The sequence below is a fragment of the Halobellus salinus genome, from assembly GCF_014646875.1.
GTDB classification, from domain to species: Archaea; Halobacteriota; Halobacteria; order Halobacteriales; family Haloferacaceae; genus Haloquadratum; species Haloquadratum salinum.
The window spans coordinates 70,357-90,126 of the sequence record NZ_BMOC01000006.1 but is presented as its reverse complement, the minus strand read 5'-3'; the positions used below and the strand labels follow the sequence as shown (position 1 = coordinate 90,126).

The following is a 19,770-nucleotide window of genomic DNA, read 5'->3' as shown; positions in this document are numbered from 1 at the left end:
GGACAGGGGTTCCACCCCTACGGCCCCCAGACGCGATCGGGGCGAAGGAGCGCGTACCCATCGCTGACGGCGACGAGGACGCCCGCGACGCCGCCGATTGCCGACGCGGGGCCGGTCGGGGGCAGGGCGGCCACCGCCGACAACGCGCCGTACGCGAGGACCGCGATCCAGAAGCTCCGGTAGGGACACATACGCGTCGACGGGACGCCGCGGTATTTGAACCGTAGGCTTCGGAACGTCGGGCTTAATCCCGTCGCGCCGGTAGTAGTAGCGATGACAGACCGGTCCGCCTCGCGCGGAATGGACGCGTTCGCGAGCCTCGGCAGCGCGGTCCGTGCAGCGCTCTCGGAGCGGGGGTTCGAGACCCCGACGGAGCCGCAGCGCCGGGCAATCCCGCCGCTTTCGACCGGCCGGAACGCCCTGGTGATCGCCCCCACCGGGACCGGAAAGACCGAGACTGCGATGCTTCCGGTGTTCGACGCCATCGTCCGCGCCGACCCCGAGGACCGCGAGGGGCTGTCGGCGCTGTACATCACGCCGCTGCGGGCGCTGAACCGCGATATGCGCGAGCGACTGGAGTGGTGGGGGTCGACGCTGGACATCGAGATCGACGTGCGCCACGGCGACACCACGCAGTACCAGCGGTCGAAGCAGGCCGACGACCCGCCGGACGTGCTTGTGACCACGCCCGAGACGCTCCAGGCGATGCTGACCGGCAGGAAGCTCCGGGCGGCGCTGTCGGACGTCCGCCACGTCGTTGTCGACGAGGTACACGAACTCGCATCCGCGAAGCGAGGCGCCCAACTGACCATCGGGCTGGAGCGACTCCGGGCGCTTTCGGGGCCCTTCCAGCGGATCGGGCTCTCGGCGACGGTCGGGTCACCCACGGAAGTCGGGAAGTTCCTCACGGGCGACCGCGGCTTTGAGGTCGTTGAGGTGGATGCCGGCAGCGAAGTCGAGTTCGAAGTCGTCCACCCCAAGGTGACACCCGAAGACGAGCGGTTGGCGGGCGAACTCGCGACCGACGCCACCATCGCGAGCCACGTCCGACTCGTCCGCAACATTGTGCGCGACCACGAGTCAACGCTGGTGTTCGTCAACACCCGACAGACCGCCGAGGCGCTGGGCTCGCGGTTCAAAACGCTCGGTGACCCGATCGAGGTCCACCACGGGTCGCTCTCGAAGGACGTCCGGATCGACGTTGAAGAGCGGTTCAAGACGGGTGATCTCGACGCGTTGGTGTGTACCTCCTCGATGGAACTCGGGATCGACGTTGGCCGGGTCGACCACGTCGTCCAGTACGGCAGCCCCCGCGAGGTCGCCCGCCTGCTCCAGCGGGTCGGCCGCGCGGGCCACCGCCGGGACGAGGTCTCCCGCGGGACGCTCGTAACCTCCTCGCCGGACGACACCCTGGAGGCGCTCGCGATCGCCCGCCGAGCCGTGGCGGGTGAGGTCGAACCCGCGCGGATCCACCACGCCAGCCTCGATACGGTCGCGAACCAGATCGTTGGAGTCGTGATGGACGAGGGTGAGGTGTCGGCGCGGCGCGCGTACGACCTCGTGACCGCGGCGTATCCTTTCGCGGACCTCGACGAAGAGACGTTCCGCCGGGTCGTCCGGGAGCTGTCGAAGAACCGGCTGGTGTGGCTCGACGAGGAGCGGGACCAGTTGGAGAAATCGGGCGGCACCTGGCAGTATTTTTACGCCAATCTCTCCATGATCCCCGACGAGGAGACCTACGAGGTCCACGACATCTCCTCGCGGGGGCAGATCGGAACGCTCGATGAGCGGTTCGTCGTCAACTTCGCCGAACCCGGGGCGGCGTTCGTCCAGCGCGGGGAGATGTGGCGGATCAACGACATCGACGACGACGAGACGAGGGTGAACGTCACCCCGATCGAGGACCCCAGCGGCGAGGTGCCCTCCTGGACCGGCTCGGAGATCCCCGTCCCCGCCCACGTCGCCCGGGAAGTCGGCGAGATCCGCGAGGTCGCCGCCGACCAGTTCGAACGCGGTGCCGACCGCGACGGGGTCGCCGCCGACTTCTTGTCGCGGTACCCGACCGACACGCACACCCTCTCAGCCGCGTTGGAGCCGATCGAGCGGCAGGTCGATGCGGGGTACCCGATCCCGACGGCCGACCGGTTCGTCGTTGAGGGGCGCGCCCGGACGGTCGTGCTCAACAGCACCCACGGTCACCGGATCAACGAGACGTTTGGTCGGTTACTCGCCGCGCTCGTGGGCCAGCGTACCGGGTCGTCGGTCGGGATGGATGTCTCCCCGTACCGGATCGAACTCGAGGTTCCATCGCGGGCCTCCGCCCGCGACGTGGTCGACGTACTGGAGACGACCCAACCCGAGCACGTTGAGCCGACGCTCGAACTCGCGCTCCGGAACTCCGACGCGCTGAAGTTCACGCTCGCGCAGGTCGCCGCGAAGTTCGGTGCGCTCAAGCGGTACCAGGGGCGGGAACGCTTCGGCGCCGACCGGCTGCTCGCCGCCCTGGAAGACACGCCCGTCTACGATGAAGCCCTCAGAGAGGTCTTCCACGTCGACCTCGCGGGCGACGCCGCCGCGTCGTTGCTTTCGGACCTCCACGGGACGGCGGGGTCGGTTTCTCTGGCGGTCGCCCGCGAGCGCACCCCTGTCGGGACCGGTGGCCGCTCCAGCGGCCGGGAGTTGGTCGTTCCCGAGAACGCCGACGCGAGCGTGATCGAGACGGTTCGAGACCGGATCCACGACGACCGGGTGCGGTTGTTGTGCCTCCACTGCACCGACTGGGAACGCAAAAGCAAAGTGCGCCGCGTCCGTGACCAGCCCGAGTGTCCGGAGTGCGGCGCGACCCGGGTCGCGTGTCTGAACCCCTGGGACGAGGAGACCGTCGCCGCAGTCAGGGCACACGACCGCGACGACGAGGCCGAACGGTTGGTGAAGCGGGCCTACCGCTCCGCGAGTTTGGTCCAGAGCCACGGCAAACAGGCGGTGATCGCCTTGGCTGCTCGCGGGGTTGGCCCACAAACCGCAGCGCGGATCATCGGAAAACTCCGCGAGGACGAACGGGACTTCTACCGTGACATTCTCACACAGGAGCGGCAGTACGCCCGGACGCAGTCGTTCTGGGACTGACTTTTACAGGCTGTTTGAGGCGAATGCCACGGGGCTTGACCCCGAGACGGTTCACCCGCCAGACGACCCCACCCGCTTCAGCGCCGCCTCGAAGTGATCCGGCGTCACCACCACCTCGTCGGCGTGGTCGTTCGCGACCTCGCCATCGTAAGCCCCTGCGACGTCCTCAATCGCGCGCATCGACGCCTCCCGAACCACGGCCGTGATGTCGGCGCCCGAGAGCCCCCCGGTCCGCGCCGCGAGGTCGTCGCGATCGACATCATCGGCGACCGGCCGGCCGTCGAGGTGAACATCGAGGATCTCCCGGCGGGCCGCGTCGTCGGGGTCTGGCACGTGGACGTGCGACTCCAGCCGCCCGGGGCGGAGGAGCGCGGGATCTAGGGCGGCCTTCCGGTTCGTCGCGGCGAGTACAACCAGATTGGGGTGGTCCGAGACGCGGTCGAGTTCGGTCAGGAGTTGGGACACCACGCGCTGGCCGACGCCGGAGTCACCGCCGGCGCCAGCGCCGTCGCGATCGGTCGCGACCGCGTCGATTTCGTCGAAGAACACGATCGCGGGTGCGGCCTGCCGGGCGCGCTCGAACACCTCTCGGACCGCCTTTTCGGACTCGCCGACGTAGCGGTCCAGGAGTTCGGGGCCGGCGACCTGAACGAAGTTGACGCCGCTCTCGCCCGCGATCGCCCGCGCCAACAGCGTCTTGCCGGTCCCTGGGGGGCCGTGGAGCAGGACGCCGGTCGGCGGGTCCGTCTCCGCCGCGTCGAACAGCGGGGCGTAGGTGAGCGGCCACGTCACCGCGCGTTCGAGCGTTTGCTTGGCCTCTGTCAACCCGCCGACGTCCGCGAACGTGGTCGTGGGCGACTCCGCGACGTACTCCCGCATGGCGGAGGGGTCGACCGCCGCCATCGCGGCGTCGACGTCCGAGCGGGTCACCCGCAGGCCCGTGAGCGGCGCGTCAGCGTCGTCGCGGCGACCGCGCCGGAGCGCCACCATCGCTGCTTCGGTCACCAACGATTCGAGGTCCGCACCGACGAACCCGTGGGTTCGCGACGCCACCCGGTCGGTGTCCACGTCGTCGGCCAGCGGCATCCGCCGGGTGTGGACGTCGAGGATCTCCCGTCTTCCCTGCTCGTTGGGCACGCCGATCTCGATCTCGCGGTCGAACCGGCCCCCGCGGCGCAGCGCGGGGTCGAGGGTGTCGACCCGGTTGGTCGCCCCGATCACGACCACGTCCCCGCGGGCGTCGAGACCGTCCATGAGTGACAGGAGCTGGCCGACCACTCTGTTTTCGACGTCGCCGTCGTCGTCGCGCTTGCCCGCGATGGAGTCGATCTCGTCGAAAAAGACAATCGCCGGGGCGTTCTCGCCCGCCTCGGCGAACTTCTCGCGGAGTTTCTCCTCGCTTTCGCCCTTGTACTTCGACATGATCTCCGGGCCGGAGACGTCGACGAACGTGGCGTCCACCTCGTTGGCGACCGCCTGTGCGATCAGGGTCTTGCCGGTCCCGGGCGGCCCGTAGAGCAGCACGCCCTTCGGCGGGTCGATCCCGAGGTGAGCGAACACCTCCGGTTCGGAGAGTGGGAGTTCGATCATCTCCCGCACGAGGTCGAGTTCCTCGTCGAGGCCGCCGATGTCCTCGTAGGTGATCGTCGGCGAGGCCCCCGTGTCGTCGGATCCGCCGGCCGGGGGGGCGTCCGCGTTCTCGTTTTTGCCCGCGATCGAGGAGACGACACGGCTCACGCGGCCTTCTGTGGAGAGTTTCAGTTCGGTCGAGTCGGTGACCCTGACCATCCCGTCCGGCGCGGTCTCCCCCACCACGAACGGATCGGCGCTCAACGACTCGAAGTGGATCTGGCCGCCGGGCTGGATCGGTCGATCCCGGATCGCGCGCTTGATGAGTTCGACCGCGCGCTCGTTGTCTTCGAACGCCACGTCGTCGGGCATCGACAGCGTGACGGACCGGGCGTCGTCGACGTCGATCGTCCGGACCGTGACGACGCCGCCGATCTTCGCGCCGGCGTTCGTCCGGGTGTCGGCGTCGACCAAGATCGCGTCGTCGGGGGTGTCACCGCCGGCAGGCCACACTTTCGCGACGGTCTCGCTCGCCCCTGTGACGACCACGGTGTCGCCGCTGAGGACACCCAATCGCTTTCTGACCGGTTCCGGCAGCCGGGCGATCCCCCGGCCGGCGTCCCGCTTTTCGGCCCCGCGAACTGTGAGTTCGAGGCCCTCGTCCGCGCTCATACGTTCGGTTCGTCGCCCGCGGTCTTTTGTCTTGCCCGGGTGGACCGGACGAACGCGCGGCCGCCACCGTCGGGGAAGCGCTTTTTTATCTGACAAACAACTTCACGGTATGGTCTCGACCGTACAGCGGGACGGAAGCACGTGGTACGAGTGCGACGAGTGCGGCCTGTTGCTCGATGACGAAGCCAACGCCGAGGCCCACGAGCAGAACTGCGACGCCGAGGAACCATCGTATCTACAGTGAGTGTCGCCGTCTGCCACCTGCAGGTGCTGGCCGTTGACATCCTCCCCGCGCTAAAGCACGGGGCCTTCTCCACGATTCTCCGTAACCGGCCCGCTGCACCGTGACGTCGCGCGTTGGCGTTTGGGCCCGTCTCCCGCTACCCCAGCAGCAACCACCCCGCTACCCCGACAGTCGACACGACGACGACACCGACGACCAGCGACAGGAGCGGGTCGCCGACGGTCAGTCCCACCGCGATTCCGATCACCGCTGCGAGCGCGGCGAGGACGACGAATGCCGCCCCCTCGCGGGCGGTCGTCTCGACCGAGGTGAGGACGTCCGGAAGCGACCGGTTCACCAGCCCCCGGACACCCATCCCGGTCGCGGACCGCTCCATCGGGTGGTCGGGTGAGCGTCCCTCGGCGGACGGGGTGGCGGTTCGCGCTGCGGGTTCGCGATCACCCGCGGCGCCGTCGCCGCGCTTCCGTTGTGGGCCACTGCGGTCGCCTCCGCCGTCGCGTTCGTCGGTGCGGTCGCCGGTGGCAACCGTGACCTCGATCCGCTCCCGCTCGGCGCCGTACCCCGAGACGACCTCGAGAGAACCGGTGACGTCGCCGTGACCCGGCACCGTGCCGATGGGTATCCGGACGGTCTCGCCGGTCTCGACGTAGTGGTTCACCTCCCGCAGTCGGGCCGCCCGCGAGAGGTCCTCGTCGAGGTTGACGTGGACGTGTACGGCCCCGCCGGTGTTCGAGAGTTCGAGGTGGAACGGCCCCCGGGCGGTGAACGCCCCGGGAGCGTCGACCGCGTGAACCGAACCGGCGTTCAGTTCGACCGAGAGCGACTCTGACACGTCGATAGCCACGACACCGACGTGTAAAAGCGTTCAGGTGAGCAGCCTCGGGGTCAAGCCTCGGGGCATCCGGCTTGAGTTTTCTGTGAAACGGCTACTCGTCGTCGCGCATGTCCGGGGGCAGGAGGTTCGGAATCCCGTCCTCGATCGGGTAGACCTCCCCCGTGACGCTGCCGATCAGCCGTCCCTCGATGATCTCGTCGCCGTCGCGTTCGTCGACTTCGAGGTCGAGGTCGCTCTTATCGAGGGGGTCACAGAGGATGTCCATCAGTGACTCTTTCATCACGTCTTGGAAGGCAAGCGGCGGTGAAAAGGCTACGGATTCTGGTCACCTCCCGACAACCGGGTGCGGAGCGTTCGGCCCCCCGACTCACCCCACTCAGGGTTCCCACCGCGTCCACACCTCGCCCCCGTTGTCGGTGAGACGTCCCGCCCTCCGAACGCGGCGACGCGCTCCCCCTACGCCCCGGTCTCGAAGGGATCGACGAGTTCGATCGTCTCCGCGCGGTCGGGGCCGACGCCGACAGCGTAGGTGGGCGCGTCGAGCTCTTCGGAGACGTACTCCAGGTACGCCCGCGCGTTCTCGGGGATGGCGTCGTACCCGTCCTCGGCGACGACCGACCACTCGACCTCGGGCCAGGGCTCGAACGAACGGAGGTTCGGCTCGCACCGACCCCACCGTTCGGTGGTCGCGGGCATCGTGAACCGCTCCTCGCCGTCGAGCTCGTAGGCGTGACCCACCTTCACTTCGTCCAAGCCGGCGAGGACATCGATGTGGTTGACCGCGATCCCGGTGAACCCGTTGGCGCGAGCGGCGTGGCGGAGCATCGGCATATCGAGCCACCCGATGCGTCGCGGCCGGCCGGTGACGGTGCCGAACTCCCCGCCTTTCTCCCGGATCGCGTCGGCCAGCGCCTCGTCGTCACCGTCGAGTTCGGTCGGGAGCGGCCCGGTGCCGACCCGCGAGAGGTACGCCTTCACGATCCCGACGACCTCGCCGCGGCCGACGACCGTTGGGCCCACGCCCGTCCCGGTCGCCGCGCCGCCCGCGGTCGGGTTCGAGGAGGTCACGTACGGGTAGATGCCGTGGTCAATGTCGATCGAGGTCCCCTGTGCACCCTCGAACAGGAGCTCGTCGCCCTCGTCGAGGTGGCTCCCGAGGAACTCCCCGGCGTTGACGGTCATGGATTCCTCGGCGAGGCGGTCGCCGACCGCGCGGTACTCCTCGAATAGCGCGTCGACGTCGAACGCCTCGCCGGTCTCGATGCCGAAGACGTCCTCCGCGAGCGTGCGCTTCTGCGGCACCACGTATTCGAGTCGGTCCCTGAGCACCTCCGGATCCAAGAGGTCGCCGATCCGGACCCCGCGTCGCCCCGCCTTGTCCTCGTAGGTCGGGCCGATTCCGCGGCCGGTCGTGCCCGCGTCGAGATCCGAGTCGGACTTTGCTTCCTCCTCGATTCCGTCGAGCACCCGGTGATACGGCATAATCACGTGTGCGCGCCGGCCCACGCGCACGTCCGGTTCGATCCCGCGGTCGCGCAGGCCGTCGATCTCCTCGAAGAGCGTCCGCGGGTTCACCACACACCCGTTGCCGAGGACGCCGGTTGTCCCGCGGACGGCGCCGCTCGGAACCAGCGACAGTTTGTACTCGTCGCCGCCCTCGACGACGGTGTGGCCCGCGTTGTCGCCGCCCTGATACCGGGCGACGACGTCTGCGCCGCCTCCCCACAGGTCGACCAAGGCGCCTTTGCCCTCGTCGCCCAGCTGGGAACCGACGATCGTCACAGTCATACACGCCGCTTCTCCGCGCCCCGTAAAACCCATTACGGTCCGCCACGCGAGAAGCGTCTAACGGGCACTCGATCGGGCGGACCCCCGCGGCAGTCCGATGCGGGCGCCGACACGCTCCCGTCCGACCCGTCACACTCGGCCGGAGCCGCTGATCCCCGCGCCGGAGGGCAACATTTAAAACCTGACCAGACGAGTTAACAGATAACATGATAGATCGACTGGAGAAAGAAGTGGACATGCTCGAACGACACCTCCAGGTCCTCAGGATGGTGATCGACAGCGAGCCGATCGGGATCGTGAAGATGTCGAACGAGACCGGGTATCCACATCACAAGGTCCGGTACTCTCTCCGCGTCCTCGAAGAGGAGAGCCTCATCGAGCCGTCGAGTCAGGGCGCGATCACGACCGAGCGGACCGCGGAGTTCGTCGACGAACTCGACGAGAAACTCGACGGGATCGTCGACAAACTCGACGACATGAAGATCGAAGAGACGGTGGAAATCGAGGGCTGACACGGATCCAGCCGGTGGGTCGTCGGCCGCGCCGTCCTGCGGCGGGTGCGTACTGTCACACCCCCGTACGCGTTTTTCTCCCGGTGGCCGTCCTCAACCCCGAAACCGCACGATATCTCACAGTTCGGGCACGTTCAGGTGAAACTCCCCGCCCCGGGCCTCGACCAGACAGAGGTGATACCCCTGCTTCCGTGACAGTTTCACGAACGAGCGTTTGCTCGACCGCGAGAGGATTCCCCCGCCGGTCCGGTTCGCGACCGTCTCCAGCGCACCGGGTTCGTAGAACGACTCGGTGACATAGAACCCCGCACCGACCGTCTCCGCCGCACTCGCGACCGTGTGGGCGTTCTCCACGAGCGACCCCACCATCGGTTCGGTGGTCGCATCGCGCGAGGGGTTGATGTCCGCCACGAACAACGGATCGCCCATCCGGTCCCGGAAGACCACGTCGAACGCACGCGATTCGACGCCGTCGTGGGTCTCAACGCCGACCTCACCACGGAGTTCGATCCGGTCGATCTCGGGGATTGCGTCGAACACCCCTGCCAATCCCGACCGGTTCCCCGTCTCGCCGATCTCGTAGAGGAGGTCCGAGACCACCCACCGTGCGAACGCGTACTCGGTGCTGTTGTGGAGGAACTCCTCGTAGGGGCGGTCGTCGATGCCGACGCCGTCGGTCTCAAAGGTGGTGTGGTGTTCGAGGCGGAGGTTCTCCCGGACGTCCGAGTGCGACGCCTCGCCCGAGTGTGCGTGTTTCAGCGTGGCCTGCCCCTTGTTGTCGTACCGGACGAACAGGTTCGTCCCCGAGAGCGCTCGGTCCGACGGCATCGACTCGGATAGGGCGGTCCCGTCATCGTCGGTGTCGAGCCGCGACTGGAGCCGGTCGACCTCGTCGCGGAGCCGGTCGCGCTCGGCTTCGAGCGCGTCGATCCGCTCTGCTCGCTCGCTTCGCTCGCTCCGCAGCCTGTCTCGGTCCTCGGCCAGCGTCTCACGTTCCGCGAGGAGGTCGTCGCGGTCGGCCTCCAGCGACTCAATCCGGTCTTTCGCGTTCGAAAGCCGCTCCTGCAGGGCGTCTGCGTCGCGGTCGGCCCGAGACTCGCTCTCTGCCCCGTTGCGGTCGGTCGAATCACGGCCCGCGTCCGGGCCCGTCCGATCCCGTGCTGCCCGCCGTCGCCGCCGCTGTCGTTGCATCTGTCCGATCCGCTCGCGCGCGGCGTCCTGGTTGCCCCGGTCTTCGGCGCTGTCCTCCCTGCCGGCGGTCGAGGCCGCGGGGTCAAGCGACGGGATGCTCCGCGCCTGCTGCCACCGCTGCTCGTCGGTGCGTGCGCTGTCTCCACCCTCGGCTCCGGCCGGTTGCCCCCCAGTCTCGCTCGGATCCGATCCGGCGGCGCCGGTGCCGGGCGGTTCCGGGGAGTCACTTACGGTGTCGTGGGCGGTCGAATCCGCCGCTTCCCCGTCGTTGACCGGTTCCGGGCGGGTCGGCGTGTCGTCTCCCGCGGGGCGTCGCGTTGCCGGCCCCTCGACCGCCGCGCCTCCGGGCGCTTCTGACTCTCCGGCCGTTTCGGGCCCTCCGTGCTCTCCGCCGCTATGTTGGGCGTCTGCGTCGCGGTCGGGGTCAGCGTCGACACCCGCGGCCTCCCTGGCGTCTGCGTCGACGCTGGTCGCGGTGTCGGGGTCGGCGTCGACTGCCGACTCGGGGTCGACTGCCGACTCGGGGTCGACTGCCGACTCGGCGTCGATCGTCCGCCCCTCACCCGGTTCCGGGTCGGCGCTTGCGGCTCCCTCCTCGCCAGACATGTCCGTTGTGTCGTCGTCCACCGGCGCTTCTGCGGCCACGCCGGCGTTCGCCGAGTCCGACGTCTCGGCTTCCGTCCCGGCATCGGGGTCGGTCTCCGGGGTGAGGTCAGGGGGGGCCGCAGACCCGTCGCCGGCCGCGTTCCCGCCCGGGTCGGCTTCCGTACCGTCCGACACGTCCGGGTCTGTTCCGTCGAGGGGACCCGCGGCTGCGGCCTCTGCACCGTCCGCGCCGGCGCCGTCGTTGTCACCCTCGGCCGACGGTTCGGGCTCTGGGATGTCGATGAGTTCGATGTCGACGTCGACGACGTCGTAGATCCCCACTTCGTCGGCGGCGGTCTCGAACGCCTCCTCCCCGGCGACTAACCGCTCGGAACTCCCGACGAACGCGGCGCTCATCGACTTCCCGCCGTGGTAAACAACGTAGTAATCCCCCGAGAGGACGTTCTCCGACAGTTCGACGTACCCGGTGAACCCGCCGCCTTCGAGCGTCCGGTCCACCTCTCGAAGCGGCGTCTCGTTCGTGTAGTAGTTCGCGCGGGTCTCGCCACCGCGCTCCTGCATAGCGAACAGCAGGGGCAGACAGGGGTGGGCGGCGCGGTACGCCACCAGATCGGCGTCCTCGAAGTCCTCAAGTTCCCCCTCGAACACCCCGATGACCCGACCGTTCAGGACGAACGCCCACGCGGTTCCGGTCGAGACGGCCCCGCTGAACTCCGCGTCGGCGAGTTGGCGGAGTCCCTCATACCCCCCGGGGGTGGCGACCGTCCCCCACCCGGTCACCACGTCGATGGCTCGACTATTCATGTACATACGTATGACCGAATCCGGATCAAATACTTTCCGGAGCGTCAGACGACCCGTCGATCGCCGCGATTGCTACTACGGCCGCCGCGACGCGGTCTCGACGATCGCACCCGCGAGTACCTCGATCCCCAGTCCGACCGTGTCTTCGTCAACGTCGAACGTCGGGGTGTGGTGGCCGCCGGGGTGGTCGGTGCCGATCCCGACGTACGACGCTTTCCCGCCACGCTGTTGGACCCGCCGCATCAGGTAGGTGGCGTCCTCGCTCCCGCCGAGGTGGTCCGACCCCAAAAGCGACGTGACGCCGTCGGTGGTACGCGCGACGCCGGCGACGACCTCGCGGAGTTCGGCATCGCTCCGGGCGGAGGGTGCGCGACCCAGGTTGTCGACTGCGACCTCGCAGCCGTGCGTCTCCGCGGCCGACTCAATCACCCGGCGGGCGCTGTCGTCCATATACTCCATCAGGTCGGTGGTGTCACCGCGGACCTCGCCTTCGATCGCGACCCGCCCGGGGACGATGTTTGTCGCGGTTCCGCCCTCGATCACGCCGACGTTGACGCGGGTCGCGCCCTCGGAGTGTCTGGGGATGCCGTAGAGGTTCCCGATCGCAGTCGCGGCCGCCTGCATGGCGTTGTCGCCCGCCTCGGGTCGCGCTCCCGCGTGCGACGACGCTCCCCGAAATTCGGCACCGAACTGTGCGACCGCGAGAAACCCGTCGATCCCGGCCACGACCTCGCCGGAGGGATGATCCAGCCCGATGTGGACCGCGTACAGGTAGTCGACGTCGTCGAGGTGCCCGGAGTCCGCCATCGGCTCGCCGCCCACGATCCGCTCCTCGCCGGGTTGGAAGAATACCTTCAGCGTCCCCGCGAACTCGCTGTCGAGGACGGCGTCGAGGACGCCGATCCCCATCGTGGTGTGGGCGTCGTGGCCGCAGGCGTGCATATACCCCTCGTGCTCCGAGCGGAACCCCGCCGCCGCGGGGTGGTGGTCGGCGGTGTCGGCCTCCCGGATCGGGAGCGCGTCGATGTCGACGCGGAGTCCGACCGTTGGCCCCTCCCCCCGTTCGACCACTGCGAGTGCGCCCGTGCGACCGCCGTCGAGACGGTCCAGGATGTCGGCCCGCGCGCCCGCACTCCGAGCCCGCTCGCGCCACGTCTCGAGGTCGTCGTCGTCGGGCACGCCCACGCGGTCGTCGGCGAGGACGTCCGGGCCGACGTAGAGCGCGTCGAGGTCGCGGCGCTTCAGTTCCTCAACGATGCGTGCGGTGGTGTAGAACTCCCGCCAGGCGGGTTCGGGGTGTCGGTGCAGGTCGCGTCTGAGATCGAGAAGGTCGGTGGCGGTCATACTCCGTCTGCACAACCGAAGGGTAAAGACGCGTCGGCGACGCGGTGGTGGCTCCGGAGCGGGGGCCGGCTACCGGTCGAGGTGGCCCGCGGGCTTTCGATGTTCGACCTCGATCTCGACGTGGACGCTCTCGGGGAACTTCCGGTGGCCGACCTCGCGGGCGATGTGGTCGTTCCCGTGGATCTCGAGTTGGCGGGAGTAGACGGTGTACTCCCACGGCGCGAACTTCGCTCCCGGCCCGAGCGTCCGGGACTGCGGCACCGACTCCTCCTCTGGGGGGGTAGTGTGTGGACCTTTACACTCGGCGCCCTTGCGCTCGATCATCGACTTGAGGTCCGACACAGCCGATTCCAGTTCGTACCGGTTCCCCGATTGGAACCGGAGCTTCGTGACGAAAGTCATTGGATACGCGATACGTCGGGCGGGAGGGGTAAAAGCACACCCATAGGCGGCCGTTTGCCCGTCGGCGGGCGCGCGGACGCGCGGCCCGCAGTCCCGTCTCGGGAGGTCACTCGCGCCGTCAGGCCCCGTTCGTCCCGCCCTGAGTCGTGGGTCTCGCTCCTGTTGCCCGTCCGATAGTCTCTTAACGCCTTGTCCGGTTTGTGCATCTAATGGCAGTCGAAGCGGTCAGTGCTGGAGCCATCCTCTTCCGCGACACCCGCGGCGAACGGGAGTATCTGCTCCTGAAGAGCCGGCCGGGGGACTGGGAGTTCCCCAAAGGCGGTGTCGAGGGCGAAGAGGAGCTCCAGCAGACGGCGATCCGAGAAGTGAAAGAGGAGGCGGGCATCGAGGACTTCAGGCTCATCGACGGGTTCCGCGAGGAGTACGACTACGTCTTCGAGGCCGGCGGCGAGACCATCCACAAAACGGTCCACCTGTTTATCGCGCGCTCGTTCGAGGCCAGCGCGGAGCTCTCAACGGAGCATCGGGATCTCCAGTGGCGCGACTACGACCAGGCGCTCAACACGATCACCCAAGACGGCCCGCGGGAGATCTTCGAGAACGCCCACGAGTACCTCGACCAACTCGCCGCCGAAAGCGAGGGTCCTGACGGCAAATACCTGGCGTAGCCGCCGTGTACCCCGCCGACGCCGAGTTCGGCTTCGAGTTGCTCGTCTGCCGGTGGGCCGAAACCTCGTGGCCGCCGACCGGCCGGAGCGGCGATTCGGTCGTGGTCGCCCGGCAGCTCGGAACCGCCGAGCGGCGGTGGGATACGGTCGTCCTGGAGTGCGACCCGGCCGGCCTCGCGGCTCGCGGCGAGTTCGGCCCGAACGAACTCGACTCGGATCTGCTCCACGTCGTCCGCAACGCGCCCGCCGAGTGGGCGTGGTACCGCGACGCGCTTCCCCATCCGGGCTACCCCTGGCGGTACGTCCGCGCGGCAGTCCACCGCGCGGCGGACCGCGGCGCCGTCGAGACCAGACGTGACGGCAACCGGATCCAACTCCGCCGAACCGCCGCCTACCCCGATTGGCTCCGCCGGATCGTCGTAATCGAGAACAAACCCGATCTCAACGCCACCGCGGCGCGGGCGCTCTCTGCGCAACTCCGCTACGACGTCGACACCGGCCTCGCCGACGAGGTGTGGGTGGCGACCGAAACCACCGGCGAGCGCGTTGAACCCGCGTTGCTTGAGGATCTCCCGGTGGACGTCGGAATCCTTGCGTTCGACACCGGCACGGCCGGCGACGGCCCCGACGGGTGGCCCGCCGCACCCGGCGGCGTCGACGCGTCAATCGAGTGGTACCCCAGCAGCGTGACCCCGGTGCCGGGCGAGCGGGACGACGACCGGCGCGGCCGCCGGCTCGAACTCGCCGAACGGGCGTACGGCCGGGGATGGCGGTCGTACCACGACACGATGCGGCCGGACTGCCGCCACTTCGAGCTCCGACGGTTCGGACGCGCACTGGTGCCGTACTGCGCCGCGAAGGGTCGCTCGCAGACCGCCGCGGAGTGTTCGGGCTCCTGCCCGAAGTTCGAGCCCGAACCCCCGGCGTGGCGGACCCGCGGGTGGCCGGTCGAGGGCGGGCCTGGAACGGGGATCCGAGCGCTTCTGCGCCGCCGTCGGGAGTGGGTTCGCAAGCGGTCGGTTCGGGAGCCCGGTACGGACTCGTGACGCCACACCCGTAGCGGCCAATCTGGAACCCACCGGGCGCGTCCCGTCCGATCGTAGTCGCCCCTCACCACGAACCGAGTCGGTCGACGATCACTTCCGGGGTGTAGAACGGGAGCAACATCGCCCGGAAGACGGCAGCCGCGGCGGCAGGGATCATAACCGTCGCTATCGCGACCGAACCCACGTTGGGAGCGTCGCGGAACACGAGCGAGAGGACCCCGGCGACGACGAAGACAACCACTGCCAGACACACCTCGGCCAGCAGGTCGAACACGCGTTCGCCGGGGGCTCCAACCCGGCTCAACGCGGTTCCGGACAGGACCCCGGCGAACCAGTCTCCGAACGCCCCGTACCGGTCGAGTCGAAACGCTTCCAGTCCGAGGAACGGCGAGAGCGACAGCATAACGAGCGCGTACAGTCCGGTGACGAGGCCTGCTATCTGGTTGTTGCCCGGGAGTGCTGCTCCCCAGAGCCCGACACTCAGCGACGGCGCCAGTGCGATCCGCGGGTACCCCGACATCGGTAGGTGCGGCCCCTTCGGCGGGAAGACAAGCGGCACGGTCGCGACCGCCGCCAGCACTACTGCGACCCCGAGTTCCGGGCCCGTCGCCATCAGCGAATACGAGGTCGCATCGGAGCCACCCCGGACGTACTCGAACCACGCAAACAGCGCCGCCGCCGGCAACAGCAACCCGGGGATCACTGGCTTGTCGACTGTCGGTGCAGAGTCGTCACCGACTGCGGCGGGCAACAGTTCGAGCAACCGGACGATACCCGTCGCCGCGTGAACCGTCCCGACGCCGAGCGTCGCGGCGAAAACCAGTAGCGTCACCGGATCGGCGACGACCGCCGCGCGGTTCGCGAGGCCGGCGAGGTACGCGACGTCAATCCAGACGACGACCAGAAGGCTGCCGATCCCGTAGCTGACGCCCAATACGCCCCGCGGGCCGGCCCAGACGGCGCGCAGTCCGGCGAGAAACCCCTCGGCGATGTCGGTCCGAACCGTCGCTGGCCCCGACAGCCCCTCGTACACCGTCACTGCGATGATAAACAGTTCCGGTAGCGGGTACAGCCGAACCACGACAGCGAGCGCCAAGCCGCCGAAGGCCAAGATCAGGAGGACCCTGGAGACGATGATACCGACCGTTGGCCGCTCTACCGTGTCGATGCCGGGGAGCGGGCGGTATCGAATGTACGTCGGAAACAGCTGGATCTGTGGCACGAACCGGGTTCGGAGGTCCGTCGTCAGAAGCCCGGCGACCGCACTGACACCGATCAGGGTGAGAACGGTCGTTCCAGGCCTGAACGGTCCGCCATCGAGAAAGGGAAGCTGACCCACCAAGCCGTTGAACAGCGACGCAACCGCGACGACCCCGCCAGCGACGACGACGCGGACGACGACGTCGTTCCCCCAGTCGATGTAGCGCTCCGGAAACACCTCGGGCAACGTCTGAAACGTCGCGATCCCGAGCAGGACGAGGCCGAGAAGCCGACCAAACGCGCCCGCGTTGAGGACTTCGTTGAAAAAGAGCACCCCGCCGATCGGCAGGAGGACGACGTCAGCGGCCCCGGCGAGTTCGATCACTGCACGCCACACGACCTCGAAACACGCAAGCGAAAAAACGGGCGTGAGCTGGCCCTTCGTCCAGCTTCCGAGCATCGAATGTCCGTTTGTCTTGGATTAGATTAAATTTGTCTCACCTCGCGCGTCGAGACGAGGGAGCGGTTCCCGAACCCGCTGTCTTCGTCGGGAGCCGTACTGGGTCGGCTCTGAACCGACCCGCCACGAGTTCGGAGCTCCCGAGACGTCGTGGTAACACGCGGTCTGTGACCGGGCGAACCCCACGACTGAACTCGCGAGTGAACTCAGAAGTCGGTCACCTCGACGTCGATATCGTCGCGGGCGGCGGCCAACCCGAAGGTCGGAACCGTGCGGTAGACGACCTTGACCACACCCTTTCGCCGGAGGCTCTGGAGCGCCTCGCGAACGTCGTTGACCGGCGGGTCGACGTCGAACTTGGCTCTGATCTTGTGCAGCACGCTCACGACGCTCTCGGAGCGTTCGTCGTGATCCGCGACGACCTCGAACACCCGCGCCTCCAACTCCGGCACCCGGATCACGGTCGGCACGCCGTCGCCGTCGGCCCCGCCGCCCTCGATTCCGGGGTTGACGTCAACGAGGTCGGCGGCCTCGGGCGTCGCGCGGATCAGGCTGTTGTCGTCGCGGTAGTAGTAGTCGCCGAGCGCCGATTCGAGGTATTGGTGGACCTCGCTGCCCGACTCTAACCCCCACTGGTCCTGCAGTTCCTTGTTCTTTGTCGGCTGCAGCCGCACCACGTCGGCGAGGCGGCCGACCGCCTCCTCGGAGAGGGTTCCGTCGTCTGTCACACCCGCTTCTTCGTACCGAGGTACAAAGACGTTTCAACTTCTGCTGGGCCGGTACCACGCTGGCGGGCGCGGGCCGAGCCCCTCACGACCCCGACACTACGTCGACGCCGGTGATCTCGAACCGTGCCCCGCCGTCCGCACTCCCGGCCACGCCGACGTCCCACCCGTGTGCGTTCGCGATCTCCTGAACGATGCTCAGCCCGAACCCAGTCCCCTCGTTCGAGGTGGTGTACCCCGTCTCAAACACGTGATCTCGGTCGTCGTCCGGAATGCCGACCCCGTCGTCGGCAACGGAGAACCCACCATCGCACGCCCCGATCGTGACGGTCACACCGCCGTGCTCGACGCTGTCGTCGCCCGAAGCCTGACTGGCTCCGCCGCCGTGTTCCACACTGTCACCGGACTCCGTCCGGGTGTCCGTCGAACCGTGCTCGACAGAGTTCCGAACCAGGTTCTCCAGCAGTTGCTGCACCCGACCCGGGTCGGCCCGTACCGTCAGGTCCGTCTCCACCCGCAGCGTCGCCCCGTCGGTCACGGTGTTTCGCCAGCTCGCGCGGGCGATCTCCGCGATGTCGACCGGTTCGGTCTCGCTCGCACGCTCTCCCTCCCTGGCGAGTGTCACCAGATCCTGTATCAGCGTTTCGATCCGCTCGAGTGCGGCCGCAGTGTCGTCGAGGTGGTCGCCGTCGGGCTCGGACTGTGCGAGTTCGAGCCGCCCCTTCGCCACGCTCAGTGGGCTCCGAAGGTCGTGTGAGATGGCGTTGATTATCCGTTCGAGCCGCTGGTTCTGCCGCCCGAGTTCGTCGCGGTGTTCCCGGAGCTGTCGTTCCCGGTTCGCGCGCGACAGCGCGGCTTCGACCGTCTTCCCGAGAGTGCGGGCCAGGGAGACGTCGACCGGCGTGAAATCCTCCGTCTCCGTCGACCCGAGGTTCATCACCCCGTGCTCCCCGAGCGGGACGACGATCTCGCTCCGGATCGGGGTGTCGGCGTTCAGCGGTTCCCCCGCCGCCTCCAAGTCGTCGTAGACCCGGAGTTCGTCGTCCTGGAACGCCCGCCACGACAGACTGTCGTCGCCGGTATACGTCGGCGGGTCGTCGATGAGGTCCTGGCCTGCCTCGCTGACGGCGACCGGTTCGAGCCGATCCGCGTCGGCATCGGCGAGCCACAGCGCGGCGAGCGGTCGGTCGAGTGCGGCCCGTGCGGCTTCGACCGCCACCTCCGCGGCGGCCTGCTCGTCTCGGAGTGTGATGAGTTCCTGTGTCGCGTCGTGGAGCGTGGTGAGCGCGCGTTCCTGCCGCTTCTGCTCGGAGATGTCGCGGACGATGCAGATCAACCCGCCGTCGTCGAGACGCGTGAGCGACAACTCCTGCGGGAACGTGGTCCCGTCACGCCGGGTACCCACGGCTTCGCCGCGCCACTCGCCGGTTTCGGCCAGCGTCGGGAACACCTCGGACTCGAACCACTCGATCTCCGCTTCGCCGTAGCACATCCGCCACGTGCTCCCGCGCAGGGCAGCCGGGTCGCCATACCCGTAGGCGTCGGCGTGTGCCTGGTTCACGAAGGTGTACTCGTCGTTCCGATTCAGGATCGCGATCCCGTCGATCGAGGCTTCGATCGCACTCGACCGCTGGTGGAACTCCCGCTCCGTGTTGTACCGCTCGACCGCGTTCCGGATCCGGTTTGCGAGGAGTTCGTACTGCTCGTTACCCGACTGCTTCTGGAGGTAGTCGGTCGCGCCGGCGGAGATGGCGTCGCTGGCGACCGCCTCCGACCCCTTGCCGGTGTACAGGATGAACGGGAGGTCCGGGCGGGTTTCGCGGACCGATTCGAGGAACTCGATCCCGTCCTGGTCGGGCATATCGTAGTCGCTGACGATACAGTCAATCGCGTCCCGACGCAGCAGCTCCGCACCGCGGCGTGGACTGTTCGCGGTCTTCACCTCGAACCGGTCGTCCTCGCGAGCGAGAAACGACGCGACCATCTCCGGGAACCCCGGCTCGTCGTCAACGTGTAATACGGTGATCGTCTCGATGTCGGGTGTCATACCATCGCTGTCCCTGGCGGACGGTCACGGCACACAAACAAATAATCACCTGCCGTCCCCGCGGCTCTATCCCGGCCGCTTAAGTCGTTGAAGCCGTTCCGTGGGGGTACGATGGAGTTCTGCGACGACTGTGGCTCGATGATGAAGACCGACGACGACGTCTGGGTCTGTGGTAGCTGCGGGGCCGAGAAGCCCCGCGACGCCGACAGCGAGGCGGCGATGACCTCGACCGCCGAGCGCGAGGACAGCGAGGTGGTCGACATGTCCGACGTCGACGAGGCCGAGATCGGGCCGACGACGACGGTGATCTGCCCGGAGTGTGGCCACGACAGCGCCCGCTACGAGATGAAGCAGATCCGGTCGGCCGACGAGTCCGAAACACGGTTCCTCACGTGTGTCGAGTGCGACCACAAGTGGCGCGAGGACGACCACTGACGGCGGCTGCGGGCCTCGCCGGGGAGCGTCGGCAGCCCCACCCGTCCGCGCCCGCACCGGTTTCGGGACGGGATTATAAACACTCGCCGGCCGAAC

The 19,770-nt window shown here is 68.3% G+C and carries 17 protein-coding genes; 6 read left to right on the top strand and 11 right to left on the bottom strand.

The annotated features are described in order from the left end of the window. Positions 1-17: 17 nt before the first annotated feature. Positions 18-191: a hypothetical protein gene (locus IEX72_RS06550; RefSeq protein WP_188786579.1), complete on the bottom strand. Its 174-nt coding sequence runs from the start codon at positions 189-191 to the stop codon at positions 18-20. Between the two features lie 82 nt (positions 192-273). On the opposite strand from IEX72_RS06550, the gene IEX72_RS06545 reads away from it, so the two are divergent. Continuing rightward, a complete protein-coding gene (locus tag IEX72_RS06545; protein ID WP_188786578.1) occupies positions 274-3,126 on the top strand; it encodes a DEAD/DEAH box helicase in 2,853 nt (950 codons plus the stop codon). Positions 3,127-3,177: 51 nt separating this feature from the next. On the opposite strand, the gene IEX72_RS06540 is transcribed toward IEX72_RS06545, so the two are convergent. Next, on the bottom strand, positions 3,178-5,367 hold the full coding sequence (locus IEX72_RS06540) for an AAA family ATPase (protein WP_188786577.1): 2,190 nt from the start codon (positions 5,365-5,367) through the stop codon (positions 3,178-3,180). A 109-nt stretch (positions 5,368-5,476) separates the two neighbouring features. Between IEX72_RS06540 and IEX72_RS15360 the strand changes: the two genes are divergently transcribed. Beyond that, a complete protein-coding gene (locus tag IEX72_RS15360) occupies positions 5,477-5,611 on the top strand; it encodes a DUF7128 family protein (protein WP_268238878.1) in 135 nt (44 codons plus the stop codon). 136 nt (positions 5,612-5,747) lie between these two features. Here the strand turns inward: IEX72_RS15360 and IEX72_RS06535 are convergent, their stop codons facing one another. The 3 genes from IEX72_RS06535 to IEX72_RS06525 all read right to left on the bottom strand — a co-directional run bounded on the left by IEX72_RS06535 (position 5,748) and on the right by IEX72_RS06525 (position 8,234). Next, positions 5,748-6,443, bottom strand: coding sequence for a DUF7524 family protein (locus IEX72_RS06535; RefSeq protein ID WP_188786576.1), 696 nt, complete (start codon positions 6,441-6,443; stop codon positions 5,748-5,750). A 94-nt stretch (positions 6,444-6,537) separates the two neighbouring features. Continuing rightward, positions 6,538-6,726, bottom strand: a complete 189-nt coding sequence (locus IEX72_RS06530; protein ID WP_188786575.1) for a methytransferase partner Trm112 — start codon at positions 6,724-6,726, stop codon at positions 6,538-6,540. A 176-nt stretch (positions 6,727-6,902) separates the two neighbouring features. Continuing rightward, on the bottom strand, positions 6,903-8,234 hold the full coding sequence (locus IEX72_RS06525) for an adenylosuccinate synthase (RefSeq protein WP_188786574.1): 1,332 nt from the start codon (positions 8,232-8,234) through the stop codon (positions 6,903-6,905). A gap of 206 nt (positions 8,235-8,440) precedes the next feature. On the opposite strand from IEX72_RS06525, the gene IEX72_RS06520 reads away from it, so the two are divergent. Continuing rightward, a complete protein-coding gene (locus IEX72_RS06520; RefSeq protein ID WP_188786573.1) occupies positions 8,441-8,746 on the top strand; it encodes a hypothetical protein in 306 nt (101 codons plus the stop codon). A gap of 117 nt (positions 8,747-8,863) precedes the next feature. Here the strand turns inward: IEX72_RS06520 and IEX72_RS06515 are convergent, their stop codons facing one another. From IEX72_RS06515 to IEX72_RS06505, 3 genes are all read right to left on the bottom strand, one after another. After that, the gene (locus tag IEX72_RS06515) at positions 8,864-11,347 is read right to left on the bottom strand and encodes a DUF7527 domain-containing protein (RefSeq protein WP_188786572.1); all 2,484 of its coding nucleotides are present in this window, start codon (positions 11,345-11,347) and stop codon (positions 8,864-8,866) included. Positions 11,348-11,422: 75 nt separating this feature from the next. Next, a complete protein-coding gene (locus IEX72_RS06510) occupies positions 11,423-12,691 on the bottom strand; it encodes an amidohydrolase (RefSeq protein WP_188786571.1) in 1,269 nt (422 codons plus the stop codon). 69 nt (positions 12,692-12,760) lie between these two features. Beyond that, positions 12,761-13,093 carry an uS10/mL48 family ribosomal protein gene (locus IEX72_RS06505; protein WP_188786570.1) on the bottom strand — a complete coding sequence of 111 codons (333 nt, stop codon included), beginning with the start codon at positions 13,091-13,093 and terminating at the stop codon, positions 12,761-12,763. Between the two features lie 209 nt (positions 13,094-13,302). Between IEX72_RS06505 and IEX72_RS06500 the strand changes: the two genes are divergently transcribed. Both IEX72_RS06500 and IEX72_RS06495 read left to right on the top strand, forming a co-directional pair. Continuing rightward, a complete protein-coding gene (locus IEX72_RS06500) occupies positions 13,303-13,761 on the top strand; it encodes a bis(5'-nucleosyl)-tetraphosphatase (protein WP_188786569.1) in 459 nt (152 codons plus the stop codon). Between the two features lie 5 nt (positions 13,762-13,766). Continuing rightward, complete coding sequence (locus tag IEX72_RS06495; RefSeq protein WP_188786568.1) at positions 13,767-14,807, top strand: DUF5787 family protein; 1,041 nt, start codon at positions 13,767-13,769, stop codon at positions 14,805-14,807. A 64-nt stretch (positions 14,808-14,871) separates the two neighbouring features. Here the strand turns inward: IEX72_RS06495 and IEX72_RS06490 are convergent, their stop codons facing one another. The 3 genes from IEX72_RS06490 to IEX72_RS06480 form a co-directional block, all read right to left on the bottom strand. After that, positions 14,872-16,467, bottom strand: coding sequence for a hypothetical protein (locus IEX72_RS06490; RefSeq protein WP_188786567.1), 1,596 nt, complete (start codon positions 16,465-16,467; stop codon positions 14,872-14,874). Between the two features lie 206 nt (positions 16,468-16,673). Beyond that, positions 16,674-17,195 (bottom strand): DUF5797 family protein, encoded by a 522-nt coding sequence (locus IEX72_RS06485; RefSeq protein ID WP_188786566.1) that lies wholly within the window; start codon positions 17,193-17,195, stop codon positions 16,674-16,676. Between the two features lie 82 nt (positions 17,196-17,277). Next, on the bottom strand, positions 17,278-19,239 hold the full coding sequence (locus tag IEX72_RS06480) for a hybrid sensor histidine kinase/response regulator (protein ID WP_188786565.1): 1,962 nt from the start codon (positions 19,237-19,239) through the stop codon (positions 17,278-17,280). Positions 19,240-19,350: 111 nt separating this feature from the next. On the opposite strand from IEX72_RS06480, the gene IEX72_RS06475 reads away from it, so the two are divergent. Continuing rightward, positions 19,351-19,674, top strand: a complete 324-nt coding sequence (locus tag IEX72_RS06475; protein WP_188786564.1) for a transcription factor S — start codon at positions 19,351-19,353, stop codon at positions 19,672-19,674. Positions 19,675-19,770 lie beyond the last annotated feature (96 nt).

Coding starts and splice junctions, on each gene's coding strand:
- IEX72_RS06505 (WP_188786570.1), bottom strand. CDS start 13,093: ATGACTTTCGTCACGAAGCTCCGGTTCCAATCGGGGAACCGGTACGAA.
- IEX72_RS06550 (WP_188786579.1), bottom strand. CDS start 191: ATGTGTCCCTACCGGAGCTTCTGGATCGCGGTCCTCGCGTACGGCGCG.
- IEX72_RS06500 (WP_188786569.1), top strand. CDS start 13,303: ATGGCAGTCGAAGCGGTCAGTGCTGGAGCCATCCTCTTCCGCGACACC.
- IEX72_RS06530 (WP_188786575.1), bottom strand. CDS start 6,726: ATGAAAGAGTCACTGATGGACATCCTCTGTGACCCCCTCGATAAGAGC.
- IEX72_RS06545 (WP_188786578.1), top strand. CDS start 274: ATGACAGACCGGTCCGCCTCGCGCGGAATGGACGCGTTCGCGAGCCTC.
- IEX72_RS06490 (WP_188786567.1), bottom strand. CDS start 16,467: ATGCTCGGAAGCTGGACGAAGGGCCAGCTCACGCCCGTTTTTTCGCTT.
- IEX72_RS06480 (WP_188786565.1), bottom strand. CDS start 19,239: ATGACACCCGACATCGAGACGATCACCGTATTACACGTTGACGACGAG.
- IEX72_RS06525 (WP_188786574.1), bottom strand. CDS start 8,234: ATGACTGTGACGATCGTCGGTTCCCAGCTGGGCGACGAGGGCAAAGGC.
- IEX72_RS15360 (WP_268238878.1), top strand. CDS start 5,477: ATGGTCTCGACCGTACAGCGGGACGGAAGCACGTGGTACGAGTGCGAC.
- IEX72_RS06515 (WP_188786572.1), bottom strand. CDS start 11,347: ATGAATAGTCGAGCCATCGACGTGGTGACCGGGTGGGGGACGGTCGCC.
- IEX72_RS06520 (WP_188786573.1), top strand. CDS start 8,441: ATGATAGATCGACTGGAGAAAGAAGTGGACATGCTCGAACGACACCTC.
- IEX72_RS06540 (WP_188786577.1), bottom strand. CDS start 5,367: ATGAGCGCGGACGAGGGCCTCGAACTCACAGTTCGCGGGGCCGAAAAG.
- IEX72_RS06510 (WP_188786571.1), bottom strand. CDS start 12,691: ATGACCGCCACCGACCTTCTCGATCTCAGACGCGACCTGCACCGACAC.
- IEX72_RS06475 (WP_188786564.1), top strand. CDS start 19,351: ATGGAGTTCTGCGACGACTGTGGCTCGATGATGAAGACCGACGACGAC.